The organism is Massilia yuzhufengensis (assembly GCF_900112225.1).
Lineage (GTDB): Bacteria > Pseudomonadota > Gammaproteobacteria > Burkholderiales > Burkholderiaceae_D > Telluria > Telluria yuzhufengensis.
Genome location: NZ_FOLD01000003.1, coordinates 137,479 through 162,958 on the forward strand (window position 1 = coordinate 137,479; position 25,480 = coordinate 162,958).

Annotated in this window: 15 protein-coding genes; 9 read left to right on the top strand and 6 right to left on the bottom strand. The window is 64.8% G+C overall.

What is annotated here, in order from left to right:
- Positions 1-9 precede the first annotated feature (9 nt).
- Positions 10-1,962 (top strand): CocE/NonD family hydrolase, encoded by a 1,953-nt coding sequence (locus BM031_RS04140; protein WP_091871532.1) that lies wholly within the window; start codon positions 10-12, stop codon positions 1,960-1,962.
- A gap of 1 nt (position 1,963) precedes the next feature.
- Here the strand turns inward: BM031_RS04140 and BM031_RS04145 are convergent, their stop codons facing one another.
- The gene (locus tag BM031_RS04145; RefSeq protein ID WP_218147559.1) at positions 1,964-2,731 is read right to left on the bottom strand and encodes a sulfite exporter TauE/SafE family protein; all 768 of its coding nucleotides are present in this window, start codon (positions 2,729-2,731) and stop codon (positions 1,964-1,966) included.
- Complete coding sequence (locus tag BM031_RS25740; protein ID WP_218147560.1) at positions 2,721-3,179, bottom strand: rhodanese-like domain-containing protein; 459 nt, start codon at positions 3,177-3,179, stop codon at positions 2,721-2,723. Before BM031_RS25740 ends, BM031_RS04145 begins: the two co-directional genes overlap by 11 nt.
- A 304-nt stretch (positions 3,180-3,483) precedes the next feature.
- Here BM031_RS25740 and glnA point away from each other — a divergent pair, with 304 nt between their 5' ends.
- The 5 genes from glnA to corA all read left to right on the top strand — a co-directional run bounded on the left by glnA (position 3,484) and on the right by corA (position 9,274).
- Positions 3,484-4,899 carry a type I glutamate--ammonia ligase gene (gene glnA, locus BM031_RS04150; RefSeq protein WP_091871537.1) on the top strand — a complete coding sequence of 472 codons (1,416 nt, stop codon included), beginning with the start codon at positions 3,484-3,486 and terminating at the stop codon, positions 4,897-4,899.
- A gap of 158 nt (positions 4,900-5,057) precedes the next feature.
- The gene (locus tag BM031_RS04155; RefSeq protein WP_091871539.1) at positions 5,058-5,597 is read left to right on the top strand and encodes a DUF4124 domain-containing protein; all 540 of its coding nucleotides are present in this window, start codon (positions 5,058-5,060) and stop codon (positions 5,595-5,597) included.
- Complete coding sequence (gene glnL / locus BM031_RS04160; protein ID WP_091871542.1) at positions 5,594-6,694, top strand: nitrogen regulation protein NR(II); 1,101 nt, start codon at positions 5,594-5,596, stop codon at positions 6,692-6,694. Before BM031_RS04155 ends, glnL begins: the two co-directional genes overlap by 4 nt.
- A 69-nt stretch (positions 6,695-6,763) precedes the next feature.
- A complete protein-coding gene (ntrC, locus tag BM031_RS04165) occupies positions 6,764-8,257 on the top strand; it encodes a nitrogen regulation protein NR(I) (protein WP_091871544.1) in 1,494 nt (497 codons plus the stop codon).
- Between the two features lie 48 nt (positions 8,258-8,305).
- On the top strand, positions 8,306-9,274 hold the full coding sequence (gene corA, locus BM031_RS04170; RefSeq protein WP_091871547.1) for a magnesium/cobalt transporter CorA: 969 nt from the start codon (positions 8,306-8,308) through the stop codon (positions 9,272-9,274).
- 26 nt (positions 9,275-9,300) lie between these two features.
- Here the strand turns inward: corA and BM031_RS04175 are convergent, their stop codons facing one another.
- Entirely contained in the window at positions 9,301-10,098 is a 798-nt protein-coding gene (locus BM031_RS04175; protein ID WP_091871806.1) for an EamA family transporter, read from the bottom strand.
- A 59-nt stretch (positions 10,099-10,157) separates the two neighbouring features.
- Entirely contained in the window at positions 10,158-11,780 is a 1,623-nt protein-coding gene (locus tag BM031_RS04180; protein WP_091871550.1) for an NAD(P)/FAD-dependent oxidoreductase, read from the bottom strand.
- Between the two features lie 446 nt (positions 11,781-12,226).
- On the opposite strand from BM031_RS04180, the gene BM031_RS04185 reads away from it, so the two are divergent.
- A complete protein-coding gene (locus BM031_RS04185; protein ID WP_091871552.1) occupies positions 12,227-15,169 on the top strand; it encodes a TonB-dependent receptor in 2,943 nt (980 codons plus the stop codon).
- An 895-nt stretch (positions 15,170-16,064) separates the two neighbouring features.
- A complete protein-coding gene (locus BM031_RS04190; RefSeq protein WP_091871555.1) occupies positions 16,065-18,956 on the top strand; it encodes a TonB-dependent receptor in 2,892 nt (963 codons plus the stop codon).
- A gap of 208 nt (positions 18,957-19,164) precedes the next feature.
- Here the strand turns inward: BM031_RS04190 and BM031_RS04195 are convergent, their stop codons facing one another.
- Complete coding sequence (locus BM031_RS04195) at positions 19,165-22,116, bottom strand: TonB-dependent receptor (protein WP_218147561.1); 2,952 nt, start codon at positions 22,114-22,116, stop codon at positions 19,165-19,167.
- A 426-nt stretch (positions 22,117-22,542) separates the two neighbouring features.
- Positions 22,543-23,274, bottom strand: a complete 732-nt coding sequence (locus tag BM031_RS04200; protein WP_091871559.1) for a 16S rRNA (uracil(1498)-N(3))-methyltransferase — start codon at positions 23,272-23,274, stop codon at positions 22,543-22,545.
- A 136-nt stretch (positions 23,275-23,410) separates the two neighbouring features.
- Here BM031_RS04200 and tkt point away from each other — a divergent pair, with 136 nt between their 5' ends.
- Positions 23,411-25,408 (top strand): transketolase, encoded by a 1,998-nt coding sequence (gene tkt, locus BM031_RS04205; RefSeq protein ID WP_091871561.1) that lies wholly within the window; start codon positions 23,411-23,413, stop codon positions 25,406-25,408.
- The last annotated feature ends 72 nt before the right edge of the window (positions 25,409-25,480 follow it).

Sequence of the window (25,480 nt, forward strand, 5' to 3'; positions counted from 1 at the left end):
GAAGAAGCCATGATTCCTCACTCCCTGTCCGTCCTTGCGCTGGGTGCGCTGCTGGCCTGCAGCGCCGGCGCGCATGCCGCCCAAGCCGCCGCCGCGCCTGAGGCTCCCGCGCAAAAGCGCAGCGCGCGCGAAGCCTACACCAAGTACGAGTACCGCATCCCGATGCGCGACGGCGTGAAGCTGTTCACCACGGTGTACGTGCCCAAGGACGCCGCCAGGCCTTATCCCTTCCTGGTCACGCGCACGCCCTACAGCGCGGGCGTGTATGCGCAAGGCGAGCAGCGCTACGGCGTGGACTGGTTCCCCGAAGCGATCAGCAGCTCGCGCGAACTGGAAGAGTCGGGCTACATCTTCGTGACCCAGGACGTGCGCGGGCGCTACATGTCCGAGGGCGCCTGGCAGGAGATGACCCCGCACCTGAACGCCAAGCGCGGCAAGGGCGAAGGGCAGGAGAGCGCAGACATGCACGACACCGTCGAATGGCTGCTCAAGCACGTCCCGAACAATAACGGCCGGGTCGGCATCTGGGGCATCAGCTACCCGGGCTTCTACACCGCGGCCAGCATCATCGACTCGCACCCGGCGATCAAGGCCGCCTCGCCGCAAGCGCCGATCGCTGACCTGTACATGGGCGACGACTCCTACCACGGCGGCGCCTTCATGCTGTCGGCGAACTTCGATTTCTACTCGTCCTTCCTGCCGCAGAAGAACCCGACCATCGGCAACAAGGAGCGTTCGCGCTTCGAGTACGGCGAAGCCGACGCCTACGACTTCTTCCTGAAACGCTTGAGCTTGCCGAACATCCTGGCCAGCATGAGCGCGGAGCAACGCGAGCTGCTCGAGCCCACCATCGAACACGATACCTACGACGAATTCTGGCGCTCGCGCGCGATCACGCCGCACATGAAGAACGTGAAGGCGGCCGTGCTGACGGTGGGAGGCTGGTTCGACGCCGAAGACCCAGCCGGCCCGTTCGCAATCTACCAGGCGGTGGGCAAGCACAATCCGGCCACGCCGAATGCGCTGGTGATGGGCCCGTGGGTGCACGGCGGCTGGGCGCGCAGCGACGGCGCGCGCCTGGGCCACGTGGGTTTCGACGCCAAGACGAGCGAGTACTTCCGCAAGGAGATCCAGTTCCCCTTCTTCGAGCAGCACCTGAAGGGCGTCAAGCCGGCGCGCGCGGTGGCGAACGTCACCGCGTTTGAAACCGGCACCAATGTGTGGCGCACGTATGCGGCGTGGCCGCCGGCGCCGGCCAAGGCGCGCACGCTGTACTTCGGCGCCAACGGCACGCTCGGCTGGCAGCAGCCGGCCAGCACTGGGGCAGGCTACGACGAATACGTGGCCGACCCGCGCAAACCGGTGCCCTTCATCGGCTACGCTGCCACTGGCGTGCCGCGCGAATACATGGTCTCGGACCAGCGCTTCGCCGCCACCCGTCCCGACGTGCTGGTCTACCAGAGCGAGGTGCTGGAAGAAGACGTGACCATCGCCGGCAAGGTGGAGCCGAAGCTGTTCGTCTCCACCACCGGCACCGACGCCGACTGGGTGGTAAAGCTGATCGACGTCTATCCGGCCGAGTACCCGACGCCCGCCATGGAACGCAAGGGCAACGACACCGGCCCGCCGGCGACCAAGCTGGGCGGCTTCCAGCAACTGGTACGCGGCAACCCGCTGCGCGGCAAGTTCCGGAACAGCTACGAGAAGCCGGAGCCCTTCACGCCGGGCAAGCAGGAAGCGCTGCGTTTCGACATCGGCGAAGTCAGCCACACCTTCCGCCGCGGCCACCGCATCATGGTGCAGGTGCAAAGCTCGTGGTTCCCGCTGATCGACCTGAACCCGCAGAGTTTCGTCCACATCCCGAAAGCGAAACCGGAAGACTTCGTCAAGGCGACCCAGCGCGTGTACCGCGCGCCGGGCGCGGCGTCAGGCGTGCAGGTAATGGTGATGCCGGCGCATTGACTCAGGTCGACGAGATCAGCATCATCGCCGCGGTGCCCAGCAGGACCGCGCAAAACAGCAAGCGCAGGCGCAGCGGCGAAAACCGGTGCGCCAGCATCACGCCGAGGGACACGGTGGCGACGCCGCCCAGCGCCAGCGGTACGCCGGTGGCCCAGTCCACGTGCCCGCCCTGGGCATAGCCGAACAGCGCCACGACGGAACTGGGCACCACCAGCGCCAGCGCCATGCCCTGGGCGCGGGTCTGCTGCATGCCGAACAGGCTGATCAGGGCCGGCACGATCACCAGCCCGCCGCCGATCGTGAACACCCCCGACATCAGGCCGCAGGCAATGCCGAGCAGGGGCAGGGCGGCGCGCGGCATCTTTTTCGCCGCTGCAGGGTGCGGGGTGGCGGGGCCGCGGCGCAGGCCGAAATACAGGGCCAGCGCCACCAGGAACAGCGCGAACGCCACGTGCAGGGTGCGCGGATCCAGGCTGGTGGCAAATTTAGCGGCGATCCAGGTGGCGGCCATCGAAAACACGGCCATGGCGCTGACCGCGCGCAGGTCGACCGCATGCTTCTGGTGGTAGCGGTAAAAGCCGATCAGTACATTGGGCGTGATCATCACCAGCGCCGTGCCCTGGGCCAGGTGCTGGTCCATGCCATACAACATGCCCAGCACGGGAATGGCGATCAGGCCGCCGCCAATGCCCAGCAGGCCGCCCACCAGGCCCAGCAGGGCGCCCAGGCCGAGGTTGATGAAGAGCTCGGTCAAAACCTCAGGCGCCAATCCAGGGCAGGCCGGCCTTGCACCAGCCGCCGAGGGTCTTGCGGTGGCCTTCCAGGTCGCGGTCGCCTTCGAAGCCTTCGAGGATGTCGTAGCTTTGGATATACCCGAGTTCGGTGGCCACGCGGGCGCTGTGGCGCGAGCGCACGCCCGAGCGGCACAGGAACAGCAGCACCTCGTCCGGCTGAGCCACCTGGGCCAGCTGCGCACCGAATGCGGGATTCGGCGCCCCACCCGGGTAGGTGGCCCACTGCACCGCGGCGTGCTGGGCTTCGGGAATTGCCACCCGGCCGACCCAGTCGCGCTCGGCATTGGTTCGCACATCGACCAGCTTCACGCGCGCATCGCCCTGCAGCAGCGTGAAGGCTTCTTCGGGCGTGACGGCGCCGGCATAGGGCTGGCCCGGCGCGCGCTGGCGCGCACTGGCGAGGATGGTGTCGGTGGTGGTCATGGCATGGTCCGGTGAATAAGTAAAATTGGCGAGAAGATCAGTGCACCAACTTGGTTCGGTGTATCCTGCGCTGCGGTGGTGCATCCTTGTCGAATCCGCACCAAGTTGGTGCAACGGTGCATCCACCTTGGATCGCTGGATGAAATGATTGTAGGACCTCACCGAGCGATTTCCAAAGAAGCATTGTGCATTTACTCATAACGAAGCACTGGCATGGTTCATGCTTTGAAGTACAGCAAGATGTCGCGCCGGCGAATGCCCCGAGCTTCCCCCGACACCCCCTTTTCAATCAGGAGAGATACGCATGGCAAAGACGGCTGCAGACGTAGTGCAAATGATTAAAGACAACGAAGTCAAGTTCGTTGATTTCCGCTTCGCCGACACGCGCGGCAAAGAACATCACGTGACCGTTCCTGTCTCGCACTTCGACGAAGACAAATTCGAGTCGGGCCACGCCTTCGACGGTTCGTCGATCGCCGGCTGGAAGGGCATCGAAGCGTCGGACATGCTGCTGCTGCCGGATCCGCTGACCGCCAACCTCGATCCATTCATGGAAGAAACCACCCTGTTCATGCAGTGCGACGTGATCGAACCGTCGGACGGCAAGGGTTACGACCGCGACCCGCGCTCGATCGCCAAGCGCGCCGAAGCCTACCTGAAGTCGACCGGCATCGGCGACACCGCCTTCTTCGGCCCGGAACCGGAATTCTTCATCTTCGACTCGATCCGCTGGAAGATCGACATGTCGGGCTGCTTCGTCAAGATCGACTCGGATGAATCCTCGTGGGCGACCGACAAGGAAATCGAAGGCGGCAACAGCGGACACCGTCCGACCGTCAAGGGCGGCTACTTCCCGGTGCCACCGGTCGATTCCTTCCAGGACATGCGCTCGGAAATGTCGCTGATCCTCGAATCGATGGGCATCCCGGTCGAAGTGCACCACCACGAAGTGGCCGGCGCCGGCCAGAACGAAATCGGCACCAGGTTCTCGACCCTGGTCGAGCGCGCCGACTGGACCCAGAACATGAAGTACGTGATCTGGAACGTGGCCCACAGCTACGGCAAGACCGCGACCTTCATGCCCAAGCCGATCAACGGCGACAACGGCTCGGGCATGCACGTGCACCAGTCGGTCTGGAAAGACGGCAAGAACCTGTTCGCCGGCGACGGCTATGCCGGCCTGTCGGAAACCGCGCTGTTCTACATCGGCGGCATCATCAAGCATGCACGCGCCCTGAACGCCATCACCAACCCGGGCACCAACTCGTACAAGCGCCTGGTGCCGGGCTACGAAGCCCCGGTCAAGCTGGCCTACTCGGCGCGCAACCGTTCGGCCTCGATCCGCATTCCGCACGTGGCGAACCCGAAAGGCCGCCGCATCGAGACCCGTTTCCCGGATCCACTGGCCAACGTCTACCTGTGCTTCGCCGCGCTGCTGATGGCCGGCCTGGACGGTATCCAGAACAAGATCCACCCGGGCGAAGCGGCAACGAAAGACCTGTACCACCTGCCGCCGGAAGAAGACAAGCTGATCCCGACCGTGTGCTCGTCGCTGGAAGAAGCGCTGGACGCCCTGGACAAGGACCGCGAGTTCCTGACCCGTGGCGGCGTGTTCAGCGACGCCATGATCGATGCCTACATCGAACTGAAGATGACCGAAGTGCAGCGCATGCGCATGACCCCGCACCCGGCCGAATTCGACATGTACTATTCGTGCTGATCTGAACGACAACAAGCGTTTGCACTCAGGCATCAATGGGTGCATTGCGCTGTGACAAAGGCGGGGAAAGCGAGGGCTTTCCCCGCCTTTTTTCATGCTTGATGTATAGTCGGGCCGGACTACAATGCATGCTCGTTTATTGTGCAGGTTGATTACTGATGGGAACGACAATTACTTCATTCCGCTTTGCCGCGCGCCGCTTCGCCGCCGTGCTTGCCGCCGCCTTCCTGCTGGTCCCCGCGCTCCACACCGGGGCCCAGGCCCAGGGCGCCATCTACAAATGCGTGGACGAGCAGAACCGGGTCGAATTCACCGACCAGAACCGCCGCGGCTGCAAGCTGCTCGAAGGCTTCTCGTCGCCCGCGCCGGTACGGGCGTCGGCGCCGATTCCCGCCGTGCGCCCGCCGTCGGCAGGGCCTGCGCCCACCGTGAGCCCGGCCAGCTTCCCGCGCGTCGATGCGACCCAGCAGCGCGCGCGCGACGACGACCGCCGCGCCATCCTCAACGAGGAGCTGCGCGAGGAAGAGAAGAAGCTGGCGCAGCTGCGCGGCGACTTCAAGGGCGGCGAGCCGGAACGCCAGGGCAATGAGCGCAACTACGCCAAGTACCAGGAACGCGTGGCCGGCATGCGCGACGAGATCGGCCGCACCGAGCGCAACATCGAAGCGCTGCGGCGCGAGATCACGAACGTCCGATGACGGGATTCGGCGCTCCATCCATCGCTCCTGCCGGCGCGCCTGCGCGCTTCGCCGGCCTCGAGCTGCTGGCCACGGCCGTGCTGCTGGTGGGCCCGGACATCGCGGTCCGCTACGCCAACCCGGCCGCCGAGAACCTGCTCGAACTGTCGCTCAAGTCGCTGCAGCGCAGCCGCCTGCCCGAGCTGTTCGCCAACGGCGCCGAATTGTCGGCCCTGTGCGCGCAGGCGCTGGCGCACCAGTACGCCGACCTGCGCCAGGACCTGAGCCTGCAGCGCCCCGGGCGCGAGCCGCTGCACGTGATCAGCAGCGTCAGCGCGCTGGGCGAGGGCGGCGAACTGCTGATCGAGCTGCGCGAGAACGTCCAGCAATTGAAACTCGACCGCGAGGAGCGCATCCTCGACCAGAGCCAGGCCAACAAGGAACTGATCCGCAACATGGCGCACGAGATCAAGAACCCGCTGGGCGGCATCCGCGGCGCGGCCCAGCTTCTCGAACTCGAACTGCCTCCCCACCACCTGCTCGAGCTGTCGGAATACACGCAAGTCATCATCAAGGAAGCCGACCGCCTGCAGACCCTGGTCGACCGCCTGCTGGCGCCGCACCGCAAGCCCCACATCGTCGGCGACGTCAACATCCACGAAGTGTGCGAGCGCGTGCGCAGCCTGATCCTGGCCGAATTCCCGACCGGTCTCACCATCCGGCGCGACTACGACGCCTCGATTCCCGAGTTCAGGGGCGACATGGAACAGCTGATCCAGGTGGTGCTGAACATCGCCCACAACGCCGCCCAGGCCCTGAAACTGCGCATCGCGGCGGGCGACGCCGAGATCGTGCTGCGCACCCGCGTGGCGCGCCAGGTCACCCTGGCCAAGGTCCGTTATGGGCTGGCATTAGACTTGCATATCATCGACAATGGACCGGGCATCGCGCCCGAGATCCGCGACCGCATCTTCTATCCGCTCGTATCCGGGCGTGAAGGCGGCAGCGGGCTCGGGCTGACGCTGGCGCAGACCTTCGTGCAACAGCACCTGGGTGTGATCGAGTGCGAAAGCCGGCCTGGACTGACGGATTTCCGGATCCTGCTGCCCCTGCCATAAGCCGGGCAGTAGCAGCCGCCGTGAGTCCCCATTACATCGACCTGCGCGAAAGACGGGAACCACGAATACATGAAACCAATCTGGATTGTCGACGACGACGCATCGATCCGCTGGGTGCTGGAAAAAGCCCTGGCGCGCGAAAGCCTCGAGACCCGCAGCTTCGCCAACGCGCGCGACGCCATCGCCGCCTTCGAAACCGACACGCCGCAGGTGCTGGTATCGGACATCCGCATGCCGGGCGAATCCGGCATCGACCTGCTGGCCGCCGTCAAGGCGCGCCATCCCGGCCTGCCGGTCATCATCATCACCGCCTTCTCCGACCTCGATTCGGCGGTCGCCTCGTTCCAGGGCGGCGCCTTCGACTACCTGGCCAAGCCGTTTGACATCGACAAGGCCGTCGCCCTGATCCGGCGCGCGCTGGAAGAGAGCCTGCGCGAAGCGAGCGTCGAAGCGGCGCCCGCCGAGACACCCGAGATCCTCGGCCAGGCGCCGGCCATGCAGGAAGTGTTCCGCGCCATCGGCCGCCTGTCGCAGTCGAACGTGACGGTGCTCATCACCGGCGAATCGGGCACCGGCAAGGAGCTGGTGGCGCGCGCCCTGCACAAGCACAGCCCGCGCGCGCAGCAGCCCTTCATCGCCCTGAACACGGCGGCGATCCCGAAGGACTTGCTGGAGTCGGAACTGTTCGGCCACGAACGCGGGGCGTTTACCGGCGCCCAGGCGATGCGGCGCGGCCGCTTCGAGCAGGCCGAGAACGGCACCCTGTTCCTGGATGAAATCGGGGACATGCCGTTTGATTTGCAAACCCGGTTGCTGCGGGTGCTGTCGGACGGCCACTTCTACCGCGTCGGCGGGCACCAGCCGGTGAAGGCCAATGTGCGCGTGATCGCCGCCACCCACCAGAACCTGGAACAGCGCGTGCGCGACGGCCTGTTTCGCGAAGACTTGTACCACCGCCTCAACGTGATCCGCCTGCGCCTGCCCTCCCTGCGCGAGCGCGGCGACGACATCCCCATTTTGGCGCGCCACTTCCTGGTGCAGAGCGCACGCCAATTGGGCGTGGAACCGAAACGCCTGAGCGAGGAAGCAGTGCGCTGCCTGTCGGGGCTGGAGTTGCCGGGCAACGTGCGCCAGCTGGAAAACCTGTGCAACTGGATCACCGTGATGGCGCCCGGCCAGACCGTCGAGGTCAAGGACCTGCCGCGCGAACTGACGCATGGACAGCCGGTGATGGCGACCCTGCAGGACGCGGCCCTGGCCGGGATGCCGGCTGCCGCCGCCAGTCCCGCCGCCGCCCCGATCGCGCTGGGCGTACCGGCGGGGCCGGCCTCGCCCGAAGGCTGGATCGGCCTGCTCGCGCTGCAGGCTGCCGGCATGCTCAGCGCCGGCGAGATGGACGTGATGGACAAGCTCGGGCGCGAATTCGAGACGGCCCTGATCCGCACAGCGCTCAAGCACACCCACGGGCGCAAGAACGATGCCGCGATGCGGCTCGGGATCGGCCGCAATACCATTACGCGCAAGATCGTCGAGCTCGGGATCGACGGCGCGCGGGACGAGTAGGGCCGATGGTGTAAGCTGGCGCCTCGTGCGTCCCTTACCCTGTCATCCATGCTGATTAATTGTGTCGCCTACCAGGAAGGCAAGAAGCTGTCCGATATCCCCGTCGTCGATATCAGCGAGTACCTGAAACTGCCGGAGACCTTCGTCTGGGTCGCGCTGCGCGACCCGGACGGGGATGAGATCCGCACCATGCAGGAGGAATTCAACCTGCACGAGCTGGCGGTGGAAGACGCGGCGCGCGGCCACCAGCGCCCCAAGATGGAGGAGTACGGCGACTGCGTGTTCGTGATCGTGCACATCGTCGAACTCAATGGCGACGAACTCACTGCCGGCGAACTGGCCATCTTCGCCGGCCCCAACTACGTGCTGTCGGTGCGGCGCGACGCCAACCAGGGTTTCCTTGGCGTGCGCGCCCGCGCCGAGCGCGAACCGCACCAGCTGCGCAAAGGCTCGGGCTTCGTGCTGTATGCGCTGGTCGACGCCGTGGTCGACCGCTATTTCCCGGTGGTCGACATGCTCGAATCCGAACTCGAATCGATCGAGGACCATATCTTCGGCCAGGTCGGCGCCCAGCGCGCCAACGTCGAACGCCTGTACGCCCTCAAGCGCAAGTTGCAGGTGCTGCGCCACGCCGTGATTCCCCTGATGGACGCGATCGGCCGCCTGCACGGCGGGCGCGTGCCCGGCGTGGTGCTGGAAACCCAGGACTACTTCCGCGACGTCCACGACCACCTGCTGCGCATCATCGGCCGGCTCGACGCCGTGCGCGACACCATCAATACCGCGATCCAGGTGACGCTGTCGATGGTGGCGATCGAAGAGAACGACATCAGCAAGAAGCTGGCGGCGTATGCGGCGATCTTCGCCGTGTTCACGGCCTTTGCGGGGATATGGGGGATGAACTTCGAGTTCATGCCGGAGCTGAAGTGGAAGTACGGCTACCCGCTGGCGCTGGCCACCATGGGCGGCGTGTGCTTCTACCTGTACCGGCGCTTCAAGAAAGCCGGCTGGATCTAGTAGGGTGGCGGGCGCAGCCGGCCACCCTACCGTTTTGCCGTCGCTGCCGCCCCACCGCAGGCCAGCACCACCAGCACGATCGCCAGCCACTGCTGGCCGGTCAGCCGCTCGCCCAGCACCAGGTAGCCGGCCAGCGCCGCGAAGGCCGGGCCGGCGCTCACCAGGATGCCGAACACGCGCTGCGGCAGGCGCGCCAGCGCCGCCATCTCGAGCGAATAGGGCAGGGCGCTGGAGAGCACCGCCACCGCCAGTCCGCCCGCCAGCACCGAGGGCGCCAGCAGGCCGCTGCCGGCCGTCGCCACGCCGATCGGCACGGTGAACAGGCTGGCGGCCAGCATGCCCCAGGCCACCGCCTGGCCGCCGCCGAGGGACGAGACACGCTTGCCGAACACGATGTACATGGCCCAGCAGAAGGCCGCGCCGAGCGCATAGGCCACCCCCGCCGGGTCGAGCGGCGGCACGCCCGCATGCACAGGCGCGAGCAGCCACAAACCGAAGGCGGCCAGCAGCACCCAGGCGAAGTCGCGCGCGCGGCGCGAGGACAGCACCACCACCGCCAGCGGGCCCACCACTTCGATGGCCACCGCCACCCCGATCGGGATGCGGGCGAAGGCGCCGTAGATCAGCAGGTTCATGCAGCCGAGCATGAGGCCATAGATGGCCAGGTTGATCGCATCGCGGCGCGTGGGCAGGCTGCGCCAGGGCCGCACGATGGCCAGCATCAGCACGGCGGCCAGGCCGACCCGTACCGCGGTCACGCCTTCGCTGCCCACCAGCGGGAACAGCCCCTTGGCCCAGGCGGCGCCGGCGTTCACCGACACCATCGAGGCCAGGATCGCCAGGCCCGGCCCCAGCGGCCCCTGCGCCACCAGCCCGGCCGCCTTCACCTGGCGGCCATCGCCAGCGCCATCGCTTCGGCCACGCGGATGCCGTCCACCGCCGCCGACATGATGCCGCCGGCGTAGCCCGCGCCTTCGCCGGCCGGGAACAGGCCGCGCGTGTTCAGGCTCTGGTAGTCGTCGTCGTTGCGCTTGATGCGGATCGGCGACGAGGTGCGGGTCTCGACGCCGGTCAGCACCGCGTCTTCCTTGAAGTAGCCCTTGATCTGCTTGTCGAAGGCGACGAAGGCTTCGCGCAGCGCCGTGATCGCGTAGTCGGGCAGGGACGGCGCCAGGTCGGTCAGGTGCACGGCCGGCTTGAAGGACGGCGTGACGGAACCGAAGGCGGTCGACGGCCTGCCCGCGACGAAGTCGCCCATCAGCTGGCCCGGCGCGTCATAGTTGCTGCCGCCCAGTACGTAGGCGCGCGACTCGAGCTCGCGCTGCAGGTCGATGCCGGCCAGCGGGTGCTGGCTGGGGAAGTCGGCCGGCGTGATCTCGACCACGATCGCGCTGTTGGCGTTGCGCTCGGCGCGCGAGTACTGGCTCATGCCGTTGGTGACCACGCGCCCCTCTTCGCTCGATGCGGCCACCACGGTGCCGCCCGGGCACATGCAGAAGCTGTACACGGAGCGGCCGTTGGAGGCGTGGTGCACGATCTTGTAGTCGGCCGCGCCCAGCAGCTTGTTGCCGGCGTTCGGGCCGAAGCGGCAGACGTCGATCAGCGACTGCGGGTGCTCGACCCGGAATCCGATCGAGAACGGCTTGGCTTCCACATACACGCCGCGCTCGTAGAGCATCTGGAAGGTGTCGCGCGCGCTGTGGCCGATGGCGATGGCCAGGTGGCGGGTGGCGATTTCCTCGCCGCCGGCCAGGCGCACGCCGGTGACCTGGCGCACGCCGTTTTCCTCGCTGACCATGATGTCTTCGACCCGGGTCTGGAAGCGGATCTCGCCGCCCAGCGCGGTGATCTCGGCGCGCATCTGCTCGACCATCTTGACCAGGCGGAAGGTGCCGATGTGCGGCTTGCTGACGTACATGATCTCTTCCGGCGCGCCAGACTTCACGAACTCGGTGAGGACCTTGCGGCCGTAGTGCTTCTTGTCCTTGATCTGGCTGTACAGCTTGCCGTCCGAGAAGGTGCCGGCGCCGCCTTCGCCGAACTGCACGTTCGACTCGGTATCGAGTTTGCGCTTGCGCCAGAAGCCGAAGGTGTCGACGGTGCGCTCGCGCACCACCTTGCCGCGCTCGAGCACCAGCGGGTTCAGGCCCATCTGGGCCAGGATCAGCGCCACGAACAGGCCGCAGGGGCCGGTGCCGACCACGATCGGGCGCGGCGTGCCGGCCGCCGGCGGGGCGGCGTCGACGAACTTGTAGCCGGTATCGGGAGAAGGGCCGATGTACTGGTCCTTCGCATGGCGCGCCAGCACGGCGGCTTCGTTGCGCACTTCGGCGTCGATCGAGTAGATCAGCATGATCGCCGACTTCTTGCGCGCATCGTAGCTGCGCTTGAAGACGGACATGTCGATCAGGTCGGCGTCAGGGATGCCGAGGCGGGCCAGGACGGCGGCGCGCAGGGCGGTTTCCGGGTGGTCGAGGGGGAGTTTGAGTTCGTTGATTCGGAGCATGGATTGGCAGTGGTCGCTAGTGAGGCAACAAGGGGAAGGGCGGGAAATGCAAGACCGCTATTTTACCTAAGTCATCCAGGGAAAGGTTTGCCGACTGGGGGCGCCGCCATATTTCATGCTGCAGTGCGGCAAATTGTATGCATGAGGAATATTGAAAGTTATGCATCATTATGGTGCGGGCGCGCATCATGCCAGTGCTGCATTGCACCAAAGTAAGTATTAAAAAAGGGTAATGAAATCAAGGTGTTGCATCTCGGCGTACATACGATGCGGTGCGCATTGACATGAATAAATATGCATGATGTCATTGCATTCGTTCAACATTATTTTCTTGGAAAAGTGTTGGATTGCTGGCAGCGCCCACGGGCGGGAAGCTTTGCAGCTGGAGATGTATAACAAAACCACAGCGGGCCGTTTCTCGGGCCTGCTAACAAAAGGAATAGAACATGTTGAGAAAGACAGTGTTGGCACGTGCGCTCACCATCGCATTCGCCGCATCGGTCGGTAGCGTCGTCGCACCAGGCGTCGCCTTTGCCGCATCGAACTCGGCCGGCGATATCGTCGGCCGCGCCGCAGCTGGTACCGTGATCACCATCGAGAACAAGTCGATCGGCCTGACCCGTACCCTGACCGTCAACAAGAACGGCGACTACCAGCTGACCATGCTGCCGCCAGGTACCTACACCGTGCGCGCCAAGCGTCCGGATGGCTCGGAAGACGTGCGCGAAGTCGCCGTCGCCGCCGGCCAGGGCAGCTCGGCCAACTTCGAGGCGAGCACCAACACCGTCGTCGTGACCGGCCGCCTGAACCGGATCGACGTCAAGTCGCCGGAATCGAGCATGGTCCTCACTGAAGCGGCGATCGACCGTATCCCGGTGACCCGCGACGTGACCGCCGTGGCCCTCTTGGCCCCGGGCGCGACCCGTGGCGATACCCGGATCGGCCAGACCGCCCTGCGTTCGGGCAACGTGCCTTCGCTGGGCGGCGCATCGCCGGCGGAAAACGTTTACTACATCAATGGTTTCAACGTCACCAACTCGCTCAACGGCGTGGCGTTCAACCAGGTGCCGTTCGAAGGCATCGCACAGCAACAGGTCAAGACCGGCGGCTACGGCCCGGAATATGGCCGTTCGCTGGGTGGCGTGCTGTCGGTGACGACCAAGCGCGGCACCAATGAATGGAAAGGCGGCGCCAACGTCATCTGGTCGCCGGAATCGCTCCAGGCCAAGTCGGTGTACGCCGAAAAGAGCCCGACCAGCGGCCGCTGGAACCTGCTCGAGCGTCCGGGCGGCACCGATGACCTGCAGGGCAACCTGTGGGCAGGCGGTCCGGTCATCCAGGACAAGCTGTTCGTCTTCGGCCTGATCCAGGGCGCCGACATCAAGCGCGAATCCTACTTCAACAACACCCAGGAAGTTGTCAAGAACAACACCCCGCGCTACCTGTTGAAGATGGACTGGAACATCAACGACTCGAACCTGCTGGAACTGACCGCGTTCAGCGACAAGAGCAAGGACAAGGTCCAGAACTACGCGTCGCTGCGTCCTTACCAGACCGCGCGCGGCGCCGACCGCGGCACCGACGAATACACCAGCGGCGGCGAGAACTACATCGCCAAGTACACCACCTGGCTGACCGACGACTTCACCGTCTCGGCACTGGCGGGCCTTGGCCGCTACAACCGCAAGTCGAACATCCAGTCGGCCCAGTGCCCGTACACCACCGACAACCGCGTGACCCCGGCCCTGGTGCTGGGCTGCGCGACCACGGTCAACATCACCGACCCGAACGCGAACGACGAACGCCGCGCACTGCGCATCGACGCCGAGTACAGCCTGGGCGACCACGGCATCCGCTTCGGCATGGACCATGAGGAATACAAGGTCGTCGACGGCACCTTCACCTCGGGTGGCGAACGGGTCTGGATCCGCAACCTGGGCGTGGGCAGCCGCCTGTCGAACGGTTACGTGAACAACACCGGCGCGCCGCAGTCGTACGTGGAAGTGCGCCACTTCGAAAACGGCGGCGCCTTCACCACCAAGAACTCGGCCTTCTACCTGGAAGACAACTGGCAGGTCACCAAGAACCTGGTGGCCAACATCGGTGTGCGCAGCGAGTCCTTCGAGAACCTGAACGCCGAAGACAAGACCTTCATCAAGGTCACCAACACGATCGCTCCACGCCTTGGCGTGAGCTGGGACGTGCGTGGCGACCAGCAGACCAAGGTCTTCGCCAACGCCGGCCGCTACTACATCCCGGTGATGTCGAACACCAACGTCCGCCTGTCGGGCGCCGAACTCGACTACCGCGAGTTCTATGCCTACACCGGCAGCAACAGCAGCGACGCCTTCCAGCGTCCGGGCCGTGGCGCCATGCTGGGCAGCCGCGCAACGAGCTCGAACGGCGAAGCCGGCGACCCACGCTCGGTGGTGGACCCGAACATCAAGCCGATGTACCAGGATGAATTCATCGTCGGCATGCAGCAGGCGCTGGCGAACCGCTGGACCGTCGGCCTGAAGTACACCCATCGCAAGCTGCAGAAGGTGATGGACGATATGTGTAACGGCCCTGGCGCTGAACAGTGGGCACTGGGCAATGGCTTCAACGCTTCGCAGGCAGCTGCGATCGGCGGCGCCATCGACCACTGCTTCCTGTACAACCCGGGCGGCGACCTGACCGCCAACGTCGACCTGGAAGACGGCAAGGGCCTGACCACCATCACCATCCCGTCGAAAGCACTGGGCTTCGACAAGCCACAGCGCAAGTACAACGCGGTGGAAGCGACCTTCGAGCGCGCCTGGGACGGCGTCTGGAACCTGCAGGGTTCCTACGTCTGGGCCAAGAGCAAGGGCAACACCGAAGGCTACGTCAAGTCGGACATCGGCCAGGATGACTCGGGCATCAGCCAGGACTGGGATTACCCAGGCCTGATGGAAGGCGCGAGCGGCTACCTGCCGAACGACCGTCGCCACACCGTCAAGCTGTTTGGCGCCTACCAGGTGCTGCCGGAATGGCGCGTCGGCGCCAACTTCATCCTGCAGAGCGGCCGTCCGCTGAACTGCCTGGGCTACTACAACGGTACCCTGGATGAAGTGTCGATCCTGTACGGCGCAGCGTCGTTCTACTGCGCCGGCAAGCCTAACCCACGCGGCACCCTGGGCCGCCTGGAGTGGACCCGTGAACTGGGCCTGCAGGCAACCTACCAGCCGAAGTGGATGAAGGGCACGACCTTCCAGGTCGACGTCCTCAACGTCTTCAATGACCGCGGCGTGACCTCGGTGGAAGAAGGCGGCGAGACCGCGCTGGGCACCCCAAGCCCGACCTACCTGCAACCCCTGGGCATCCAGAATGCACGTACCTTCCGCTTCATGGCGCAGTACGAGTTCTAAGTTCTTCAGGATTTGAGCTTGCAAAAGCCGCCTTCGGGCGGCTTTTTTCATGGAGCCGCCGTTGCGCAAACCGCACAAAAAACGGCCCCCTGCCAGGGGGAAGCGGCGCGCGGCAGCGCCATCGCCGCCTCGAACTCGGCCGGCGATATTGTCGGCCGCGCCGCCGCCGGGACCGTCAGCCGAAATGCTTGAAGGGCACCACCTTGACGGTGGCCGTGCTGAACGTGCGCAACGCACGCGCGGTCGCCCTGGTGGAAGAAGCCGGCGAGGCCTCGCTCGGCATCCTCGGTTGAACCGGCATCTGACTAACTATCAAGTCAACGTTGTATGTTTGCAACGAGCAAGGGGGGCAGTGACAAATTCTCAAAGTGTGTCCTGTAAGCCATTCTGTCGCGCAAAAGCACGGATTTGACACATGCAGACATCGCAGCGTTGATGCACTTAATTACGGTCAATAGATATGCTTCTCGCGCTAACCCGCGCGTATTTACCATGTATCGTAAATATTGCAATTCATCATCGATGAGTTCGCCTGGCTAGACGTATGTATTTGATTCCATAGATAAATATGTTGTATTTCCATCTTGGCCCGCCGCGCGTTCATTTGACACTTTTCCGCCCCCTATGGTTTTATGCGTTCATCAAATAACAATTCTTTCAACATTCCTGTTATTTGAGGCTATGCATACTAGCTGATGAGGTCCGGTAGCATGCCGCCCTCGAAAAGCTGAGACATACAGACGTTTTGTTGCAAATAGTAAATGAATGCCTTCCGACCACGCGCAGCAGGCGAGGCGCGCCGGCCGGGCGGTTTGCAGGAGATTGCCGAGCGGCGCCACCAGCGCCGCACGGTGGCAAAAATAACCCCAAGAAGAGCCCAGAAGGAGAAGTATCCATGACGTTCAAATTGAAGTCGCTGCCGTTCGCGGTTGCCGCGATCGTTGCAAGCGGCGCCCTGGTCGGTACCGCACCGGCCTTCGCCCAAACGACTGAAGCCGCAGCTGCGCCTCAGCGGGTGGTCGTGACCGGCTCGCTGATCAGCCGGACCAACACCGAAACCCCGACCCCGGTGCAGGTGCTGACCTCGGCCGACATCCAGAAGAGCGGCAAGACCTCGGTCGCCGAACTGCTGACCGACCTCGCCGCCAACGGCGCAGGTACCCTGGGCACCGGCTTCGCCGGCGCATTCGCCAACGGCGCATCGGGCATTTCGCTGCGCGGCCTGACCGTCGGCGCCACCCTGGTGCTGATCGACGGCCACCGCATGGCCGGCTACCCGCTGTCGGACGACGCCCAGCGCCAGTTCGTCGACGTGTCCTCGATCCCGTTCGACGCGATCGACTCGATCGAAGTCCTGAAGTCCGGCGCCTCGTCGCTGTACGGTTCGGACGCGATCGCCGGCGTGATCAACATCAAGCTCAAGAAAAACCTGACCGGCACCCGCCTGAGCGCCGAGTACGGCGACACCCAGCACGGCGGCGGCAAGACCCGCCGCGCGTCGATCAGCAGCGGCATCGGCGACATCGATGCGGACGGCTACAACGCCTTCGTCACCCTGGAAACCCGCAAGCAGGACAACATCAAGGTCTACCAGCGCGAGCAGTTCGGCTATGCGAACCGCGACTGGCGCGCACGCGGCGGCAACAACATCAACCTGGGTGTGCCAACCGCGGTCAACAGCTTCCTGACCCCGACCAACACCCCGTTCCTGTACAACCCGTCGAACCCGGCCAATCCGGCCGGCGTGTCGAACGTCGACAATCCGGCCAACTACGTGTTCCTGGACCCGACCAAGTGTAACTTCCAGCTGTACCGCGCAGGCGGCTGCCAGGTCAACGACCGCGAATCGAACATCCAGCCGGCGACCGAGAACGTCAACCTGCTGGTCGGCATGACCAAGAAGCTGAACGACAACTGGGAACTGGCACTGAAGGGCTCGCTCTTCCAGCGCCAGAGCGAAAACAACCGCAACGCCGCCCCGCAAGCCTACAACCCGACCGCCTTCAACGGCTTCAACGTGGTGCGCAACGGCCAGGTCACCCCGGCCGTCGGCGCGATCCCGAGCACCCTGTTCGCACCGGGCGCACGCGTCGGCAGCGGCTTCACCAACCCGTTCGCCCAGAACGCCCGCCTGTACGGCTACATTGCCGACATCGGCCCAACCCTGCGCACCGACAACAAGTCGACCGCCTCGCGTGTCTCGGCCGACCTGACCGGCTCCGCCTATGGCTGGGACGTGAGCGCCGCCGCCGGCTGGACCAAGGTCAAGGTTGACGCAGACTACAGCGGCAACATCAACCGCCAGAACCTGTACACCGCAATCCGCAACGGCAGCTGGAACGTGCTGGGCGGTAACGCACCATCGCTGGTCGACGCCGTCGCGCCGCAATTCAACAACAGCCTGGAATCGACCCTGAGCTATGCCGACCTGGTCGGTTCGCGCGAGATCCTGCCGTCCTTCGGCGCAGGCCCGCTGTCCTTCGCAGCCGGCGCGCACTGGCACAAGCGTGAGCAGAACGCGCCGCCATCCTCGCTGACCGCGATCGGCGCCGTAAACAACACCTCGGCCTTCACCATCGGCGACGAAACCAATACGGCAATCTTCGCCGAACTGCGCGCGACCCCGATCAAGAACGTCGAACTGGGCGTGTCGAGCCGTTATGACCACTACGACACCTACGGCAATTCGTTCACCCCGGCCGCCAACTTCAAGTGGACCCCGGTGTCGAACTTCGGCCTGCGCGGTACGTTCGCCCGTGGCTTCCGCGCGCCGAACCCGGCCGAGGTGGGCAATGCCGGCTCGTCCTTCACCTTCAACTCGATCGCCGACCCGATCAACTGCCCGAACGGCAGCCGCACCACCGCCGGCAACGTGCCGACCGCGTGCAGCTTCGCACCGCCGTACCTGCAGACCACCAACCCGAACCTGGAACCGGAAAAGTCGAAGTCGTACACGCTGGGCATCATCTATGAACCGATGCGCGGCCTGAACATGACCCTCGACTACTACAAGATCAAGATCGAGAACCTGGTCGTGACCCGTGCCGGTAACGATCCGAGCTTCGTGCCGAACTGGGTGCGCGGTCCGGTCGCGCCGATCGACATCGCCACCGGAGTCGGCACCGGTACGGTCGTCGGCACGCCACGCGCGGGTCCGATCCTGTACGCGGAGTCGCCGTACATCAATGCCGGCAGCACCGAGACCCACGGCATCGAAGCGGACGTGCGTTACCGCTGGCGCCTGGCCAACGACATGGGCACCGTGTCGGCAGCCCTGTCGGCCGCGCACACCTTCGGCTACAAGACCGCGGTCGCCGGCAGCGAGTACCAGCTGGCAGGCACCCAGGGCCCGTCGTCGGTCGGCGGCGCCACCGGTAATCCGAAGCAGCGAGGCCAGTTCACCCTCGGCTACAACCGGGGCCCGCTGGACGTGACCGCCACCGTGAACTACACGAGCGGCTTCTCGACCATCGACCCGGCACTGGGTGAAACCGACTGCGCGACCACGGCGGAACACGTCGGCGGCCGCCTGTACTTCGCAGGCCTGATCCAGCCAGCCCAGTACTGCAACGTGTCCTCGTTCACCTCGACGAACCTGAACGTCCAGTACAAGCTGACCCAGAACCTGACCCTGCGCGGTGCGATCCTGAACCTGTTCGACAAGGAAGCACCGTACGACGTCGCCACCTACGGCAACTCGGGCGCCGGCACTTCGTACAACGCCTCGCTGCACCAGCCAGGCGCGGTCGGCCGCTTCTTCAGCCTGGGCGTGAACTACACGTTCTAAGCTGATGTGACATGCGCAGCGGCAGCGATGCCGCTGGGTTGAAAAGAAGCCCCGGGCAGGTTTTTCCTGCACCGGGGCTTGTTGTTTGGTGCGGCGGGAATATGGATAATGCGTAGGCTGCCTCGCCCCGCCCACCCTACGGTGTTTCGACGGACAATAAAAAACCGGCCCCTTGCGGGGCCGGTTTCAGCTAGTGCAAGCTGCTGGTTTAGAACGAGTAACGCGCGCCGACGTACAGGCGGCGTGGTTCGACGAAGGCATTCGATTCGCCGAACTTGTACACGCCATTGCCTGCCGTCAGAGCCATCGCCGACGTGCCCGACTGCTTGTCGAGGACGTTGAAGACGTCGAGGAAGAACTCCACCTTCTGGCTGCCTGCCAGCTTGTAGGTGTACTTCAGGCGCATGTCGAAGGTGTAGTGCGATGGGCCGACTTCTGCGCCGATCACGCCTGGCTTGATCCAGGTGTCCAGCGTATTGCCGACCACGTAGGCATCGTCCATCTCCGGCAGGTAGCGGCCGGAAATCAGCTGTGCACGGGTGTAGCGCATGCCGCTGTTCCAGTTCGCCACGGCGCTCAGCTCCAGGCCATTGTTGAAGTAGTAGGTGGCATAGCCCTTGAGCTGGTGCTTGATGTCGCCTGGCTGTGGGCCGTAGGCGTTCGGTGCGCGTGGGTCCAGTGCCAGCCAGTCGCCCTGGAAGTCGGCGTTACTATCCGAGTTCGAATTGCCCTTGGCCTGGTTCCAGGTGTAGGACGCCGAACCCATCCAGTTGTCGCGCTTGGCCTTGGTCAGGCTGATCTCGACGCCCTGGTAGTCGCGCTTGCCGCCGGCCAGCGTGCCCAGCACGTAGTTCGCGTTCGGTTGCGATGGGAAACCGAAGTACGAGTACGGCAGGTACAGGAAGGACGTCGGCGCGGCATAGCCTTCCATGCTTGGCGTATTGGTCGGATCCGAGTACAGGTGCAGGTCGTAGTCTTCCAGGATGTCGCGGGTGCGGCGCTTGGTGTAGGCGATCGAGGCGGTGTAGTCGCGGCCCAGGTTGGTTGCGTAGCCGAGCATGAACTCGTCGGTGAACGGGGTCTTGGTCGACGGTGCGAAGATCGCATCCGGGGTCTTCTCGCCGCCACGGGTGCGGAAGGTCAGCCAGCGGTCGCCCAGGCGGACTTGCTCTTCTTGGATCGGGCCGGTCAGGTTACCCGCGAAGTCCGACATGTTGGTGCGGATCGGGTCGTAGTAGCGGCCCAGGAAGCCCCAGATCTTGGTGCGGCCTTCGCCGGTCGGGTCATACACCACGTTCAGGCGCGGTGCGAATTTCCATTCGAACTTGGCCGACTGGTTGCCCTTCGAATCCTTGTGCACCCATTCTTCGGCACGCACGCCGGCGCCGATGGTCAACTTGTCCTTGGTCCAGGTGTCCTGCAGGAAGAAGGCCTTGCCGGTTGCTTCCACACTGTAGGGCGCAGCCTGGGTTTCGACGACGCGGTACTGGTTGACCTGGCCGCCCGGGTTGCCGGTGGTGCTGTTGAAGCGCACTGCGCGCACTTCCGGATCGCTGATCACGCCGTCGCGGTTGGTGTCCAGCAGGCCAAGGTAGTAAGCGCGCTCGGCAGCCGAGGAGCCGTTGATGGCGGTGATCACGCGCGGTACGTCGGCTGCAGCCATGGCGCGCGAGCCGGTCCAGCCGGAGCCGAGGAACTCGGCGAAGGTCACGCCGTTGTTTGCGGCGGCGATCGAGGTGTATTGCGCGCGCTCGGTACCGGTGTACTGGGCATCTTCGTAGTACTCGTTCTTCGAGACCAGGAAGCCGGACTTGATGGTATGGGTGCCCGCGTTGGCGGTCTCCCAGAAGTACTCGGCGTTGATGCCGACTTCGTCGCGGTTGCGCTCCGAAATCGTGTCGACGCCGAAGCCGCCCAGGTTACGCTGTTCCAGCGTCGCGCCCGGGTTGTTGCGGAAAGCGACGTTGTTGCGGGTGCTCTGGTCCGCCGCGAAATCGGACAGTTCGCCGATGTGGCGGAACGCATACGCGCTCACGCGCAGGTTATCCATGTCGCGCGAGTACTGGATGTTGTAGTTGTCGCCGCCTTGCTTGCGGCTCTGGTCACGGTTGTTCAGCGTGGTGGCCAGGGTGGTGCCGGTGGTGGTGGTCGGGTCATTGAAGAACGAGGCGACCAGGCGGTCGTTCTCGGTGGCCTGCCAGGTCAGTTTCATGAAGCCCAGCTTGTCGTCGCGGTTGACCTGGCGCATGAAGGCGCCGGTGCCGGCGTTGACCACGTCGGTCTCGCGGGCTTTCTTCTGGTACGAGCCGAAGAACCACAGCTTGTCCTTGATGATCGGGCCACCCAGGGTGACGGCCGCATCGTAGGTCGAGAAGCCGGACGCGGTGTTGTGCTTGTTGTCGGCGACCAGGTTGTCGTTCTGGAAGTAGTAGTTCACCGAGCCGTGGAACTCGTTGGAGCCCGACTTGGTGATGACCTTCGAGACCAGGCCCGAACCGCCCGCGTATTCGGCTGGGATGCCGCCGGTCAGGATCTGTTGTTCCTGGATGATCTCGGAGTTGATGTTCGAACCGAAGGTGCCGGTGCTCGGGTCGGTCACGTCGACGCCGTCGAGGATGTACACGTTGTCGGACGAGGTGCCGGTGGCGCCGCCGATGTCGGAATAGTTCACGCCCGATTTCGAGGACGGGTTGCCGCCCGACGAAGGCTTCACGCCAGGCACCAGCTGCAGGTAGCTCTGGTAGTTACGGCCGGTCGGCAGCGATTCCACCACGCCCAGGTTAAGCACGGTGCCGACGGTGGCCGAGGTGGTATCCACGCGCACCAGGCGCGAGCCGGTGACGACGACCTGCTGGGCGCCGTTCGCAGCGGCGCCGAGCGAGTAGGTCAGGCTCGGGTTCTGGTTACTGACCACGGCCACGTCGGTGGCGGTGTAGGTTGGCAGGCCAGGTGCGACCACTTCGACTTTATAGTCGGTGGCTGGATCGAGGCCGGCGATACGGACCGAGCCATCGGCTTCGGTCACGGCTGTCTTGGTCACCAGGCTGCTTGGCGAACTGACTTTCACGGTCGCGCCAGCAACTGGTTTGCCTTGGGGATTGGTCACCGAGATACGCAGGCCACCGGTTTCGGCTGCCAGTGCGGCACCAACGAAGCACATGCCGACTGCCACCGAAATAGCGGAACGGCGCAGCATGGCCACCCTCGAGGTTTGTTTTACTGTATGCAACATATTCTCCCGATCAAATCTATTGGATAAATTTCTTCTTTAAATCAGAGCAATGCGACAACAAGACAGCTGGACGCCAGAAAGCCCGGTCAGCTCACAACAGGTGTTTCGCCGGACAAAAGATCACCCTCCTCGCGATGAAGGGCTCATCGCATGGGTAAAGTAATTTTTCTCTCGGGAAAACGTGGAACGATCAGAACATTCTGAGCGGCATTGTGTCAATGTTAAGTTTGACGGAGGGTGGCATACATACAACAACGTATTTACAAATATGCATGTCGCATGAAATGCGAGGGCGTTTTACGCGGTCCGTGGCCGGCAGGGAGGGATGCCGGATTTTGACCGGTTGGTAAAAAATTACATGCCGTCCCATGCCCCACCCAGCATGGCCAGTGCTGCCAGCGCCGCCGTTTCGGTGCGCAGTACGCGCGGGCCGACCGACAGGGCCAGTGCGCCGGCGGCCAGGGCGGCCTCCTCTTCTTCGCGGGTGAAGCCGCCTTCCGGCCCGACCATCAGGGTCAGCGCCCGCGGGCCGCCGTCCTTCGCCCACGCGGCCAGGGACGTGGTGGCGCGCGGGCTGAGCAGGATGCGCGGCTGCGGCGCGGCGCTCGCCGCCGCCAGCCAGCGCTGGAAGTCGCTCACCGGCGCCAGTTGCGCCAGCCGGTTGCGCCCGCACTGCTCCGAAGCCGCTTCGATGACGCCCAGCCAGTGCGCGTGGCGCTTCTCGGCGCGCTCGCCGGACAGCCGCACCACGCTGCGCTGGGCCGCCAGCGGCTGCAGCGCCGCCACGCCCAGCTCCACCGCCTTCTCGATGATCCAGTCCATCTTCGCGCCTTCCGGCAGGCCCTGGGCCAGGGTGACGGCGTAGGGCAGTTCGACTTCCACCGCTTCATGGGCCAGCACGGTGGCGCTCGCGCGCTTCTTGCCGATGTCGGCCAGCACCGCCGCATACTGGCCGCCGCGCCCGTCGAACAGGGTCAGCGCCGCACCCGGTTGCATTCTTACAACGTGCAGGTGGTGGGCGACGGATTCGGGCAGGTCGACGGTCGCGCCGGTAGCGAGCGGGGCAGGGCAGTAGAAGCGGGGCATGCGGTTCCTGGAGACAAAGGGGGAGGCTGTAAACCCTGCATTTTAATTCGGCAGGGTGCTGCTCTGGTAAAATACCGGGTTACGGCCTTTCATCGCCACCGCTTCCCCATCCATACCATCGCATTCATAGTCACCCATGAAATCTACCCAAACCACTACCCTGATGGCCAACGCGATCCGCGCGCTGGCGATGGACGCTGTCCAGAAAGCCAACTCCGGCCACCCGGGCATGCCGATGGGCATGGCCGAGATCGGCGTCGCGCTGTGGGACAAGCATTACCGCCACAACCCGGCCAATCCAGGCTGGTTCAACCGCGACCGCTTCCTGCTCTCGAACGGCCATGGCTCGATGCTGCACTACGCCATGCTGCACCTGGCCGGCTACGACCTGTCGATGGATGACCTGCGCGACTTCCGCCAGCTGCACTCGAAGACTGCCGGCCACCCGGAAGTGGGCATCACCCCGGGCGTGGAAACCACCACCGGCCCGCTGGGCCAGGGCATCGCGAACTCGGTCGGCATGGCGCTGGCAGAATGGCTGATGGGCTATGAATTCAACCGCCCCGGGTTCGACGTGGTGGACCACTACACCTACGCCTTCCTGGGCGACGGCTGCCTGATGGAAGGTATCTCGCACGAAGTCGCCTCGCTGGCCGGCACCCTGCGCCTGAACAAACTGATCTGGCTATACGACGACAACGGCATCTCGATCGACGGCCGGGTCGAAGGCTGGTTCACCGACGACACCCAGAAGCGTTTCGAAGCCTACGGCTGGAACGTGATCCCGCACGTCGACGGCCACAACGTCGGCGCCGTCTCGGCGGCGATCGAAGCGGCCAAGGGTTCGGATCGTCCGACCCTGATCTGCTGCAAGACCATCATCGGCAAGGGCGCGCCGAACCTGGAAGGCGGCGACAAGGTCCACGGCGCCCCGCTGGGCGACAAGGAAATCGCAGCCGTGCGCCAGCACCTGGTGTGGGACCCGATTCCGTTCGACATCCCGGCCGAGCTGTACGAAGCCTGGGACGCGAAAGCACGCGGCGCGCAGCTTGAAGCCGAATGGAACACCCTGTTCGCCGGCTACCGCGGCAAGCACCCTGAGCTGGCCGCCGAATTCGAGCGCCGCATGAAGGGCGACCTGCCAGGCAACTTCAGCGACGTGCTGGACGCTGCCATCGCAGCCTGCGTCGACAAGAAGGAAACCATCGCGACCCGCAAGGCGTCGCAAAATGCGATCCAGGCGCTGGCGCCAAGCCTGCCGGAATTCCTGGGCGGCTCGGCCGACCTGACCGGCTCGAACCTGACCAACTGGAAGGAATCGGTCGCGGTTCGTTCGGGCATCCCGGGCAACCACATCAACTACGGCGTGCGCGAATTCGGCATGGCCGCGATCCAGAACGGCGTCGCCCTGCACGGCGGCTTCCTGCCGTTCGGCGCGACCTTCCTGACCTTCTCGGACTACAGCCGCAACGCCCTGCGCATGGCGGCGCTGATGAAGATCCGCTCGCTGTTCGTGTTCACCCACGACTCGATCGGCCTGGGCGAAGACGGCCCGACCCACCAGTCGGTCGAGCACGTGTCGTCGCTGCGCCTGATCCCGAACCTGGACAACTGGCGTCCATGCGACACCGTCGAATCGCAAGTGGCCTGGGGCGCGGCAGTGCAGCGCCGCGACGGCCCGTCGACCCTGATCTTCTCGCGCCAGAACCTGCCGTACATGGAACGCGACGCGGCCACCATCGCCAACGTCGCCAAGGGCGGCTACGTGCTGCGCGACGCGGCGGACGCGAAGGTCATCCTGATCGCCACCGGTTCGGAAGTCGAACTGGCGATGAAGGCCGCCGATGCCCTGGGCAGCGAAGGCGTGGCCGCGCGCGTGGTCTCGATGCCATCGACCGACGTGTTCGATCGCCAGGATGCCAGCTACAAAGCAAGCGTGCTGACCCGCGGCGTGCCGCGCGTGGCGATCGAAGCCGGCGTGACCGACTTCTGGTACAAGTATGTGGGCCTGGAAGGCGCCGTGGTCGGTATCGACACCTTCGGCGAATCGGCGCCGGCGCCGGTGCTGTTCAAGCACTTCGGCTTCACCGTCGAGAACGTGGTGGCGAAAGCCAAGGTCGTCATCGCGGCTTAAGATTTTCTGCGGGCTGCCTCATGGCGGCCCGTTTTATTTCTAGGGTACGAAAAAAGTTTTTTTCTAATCAGG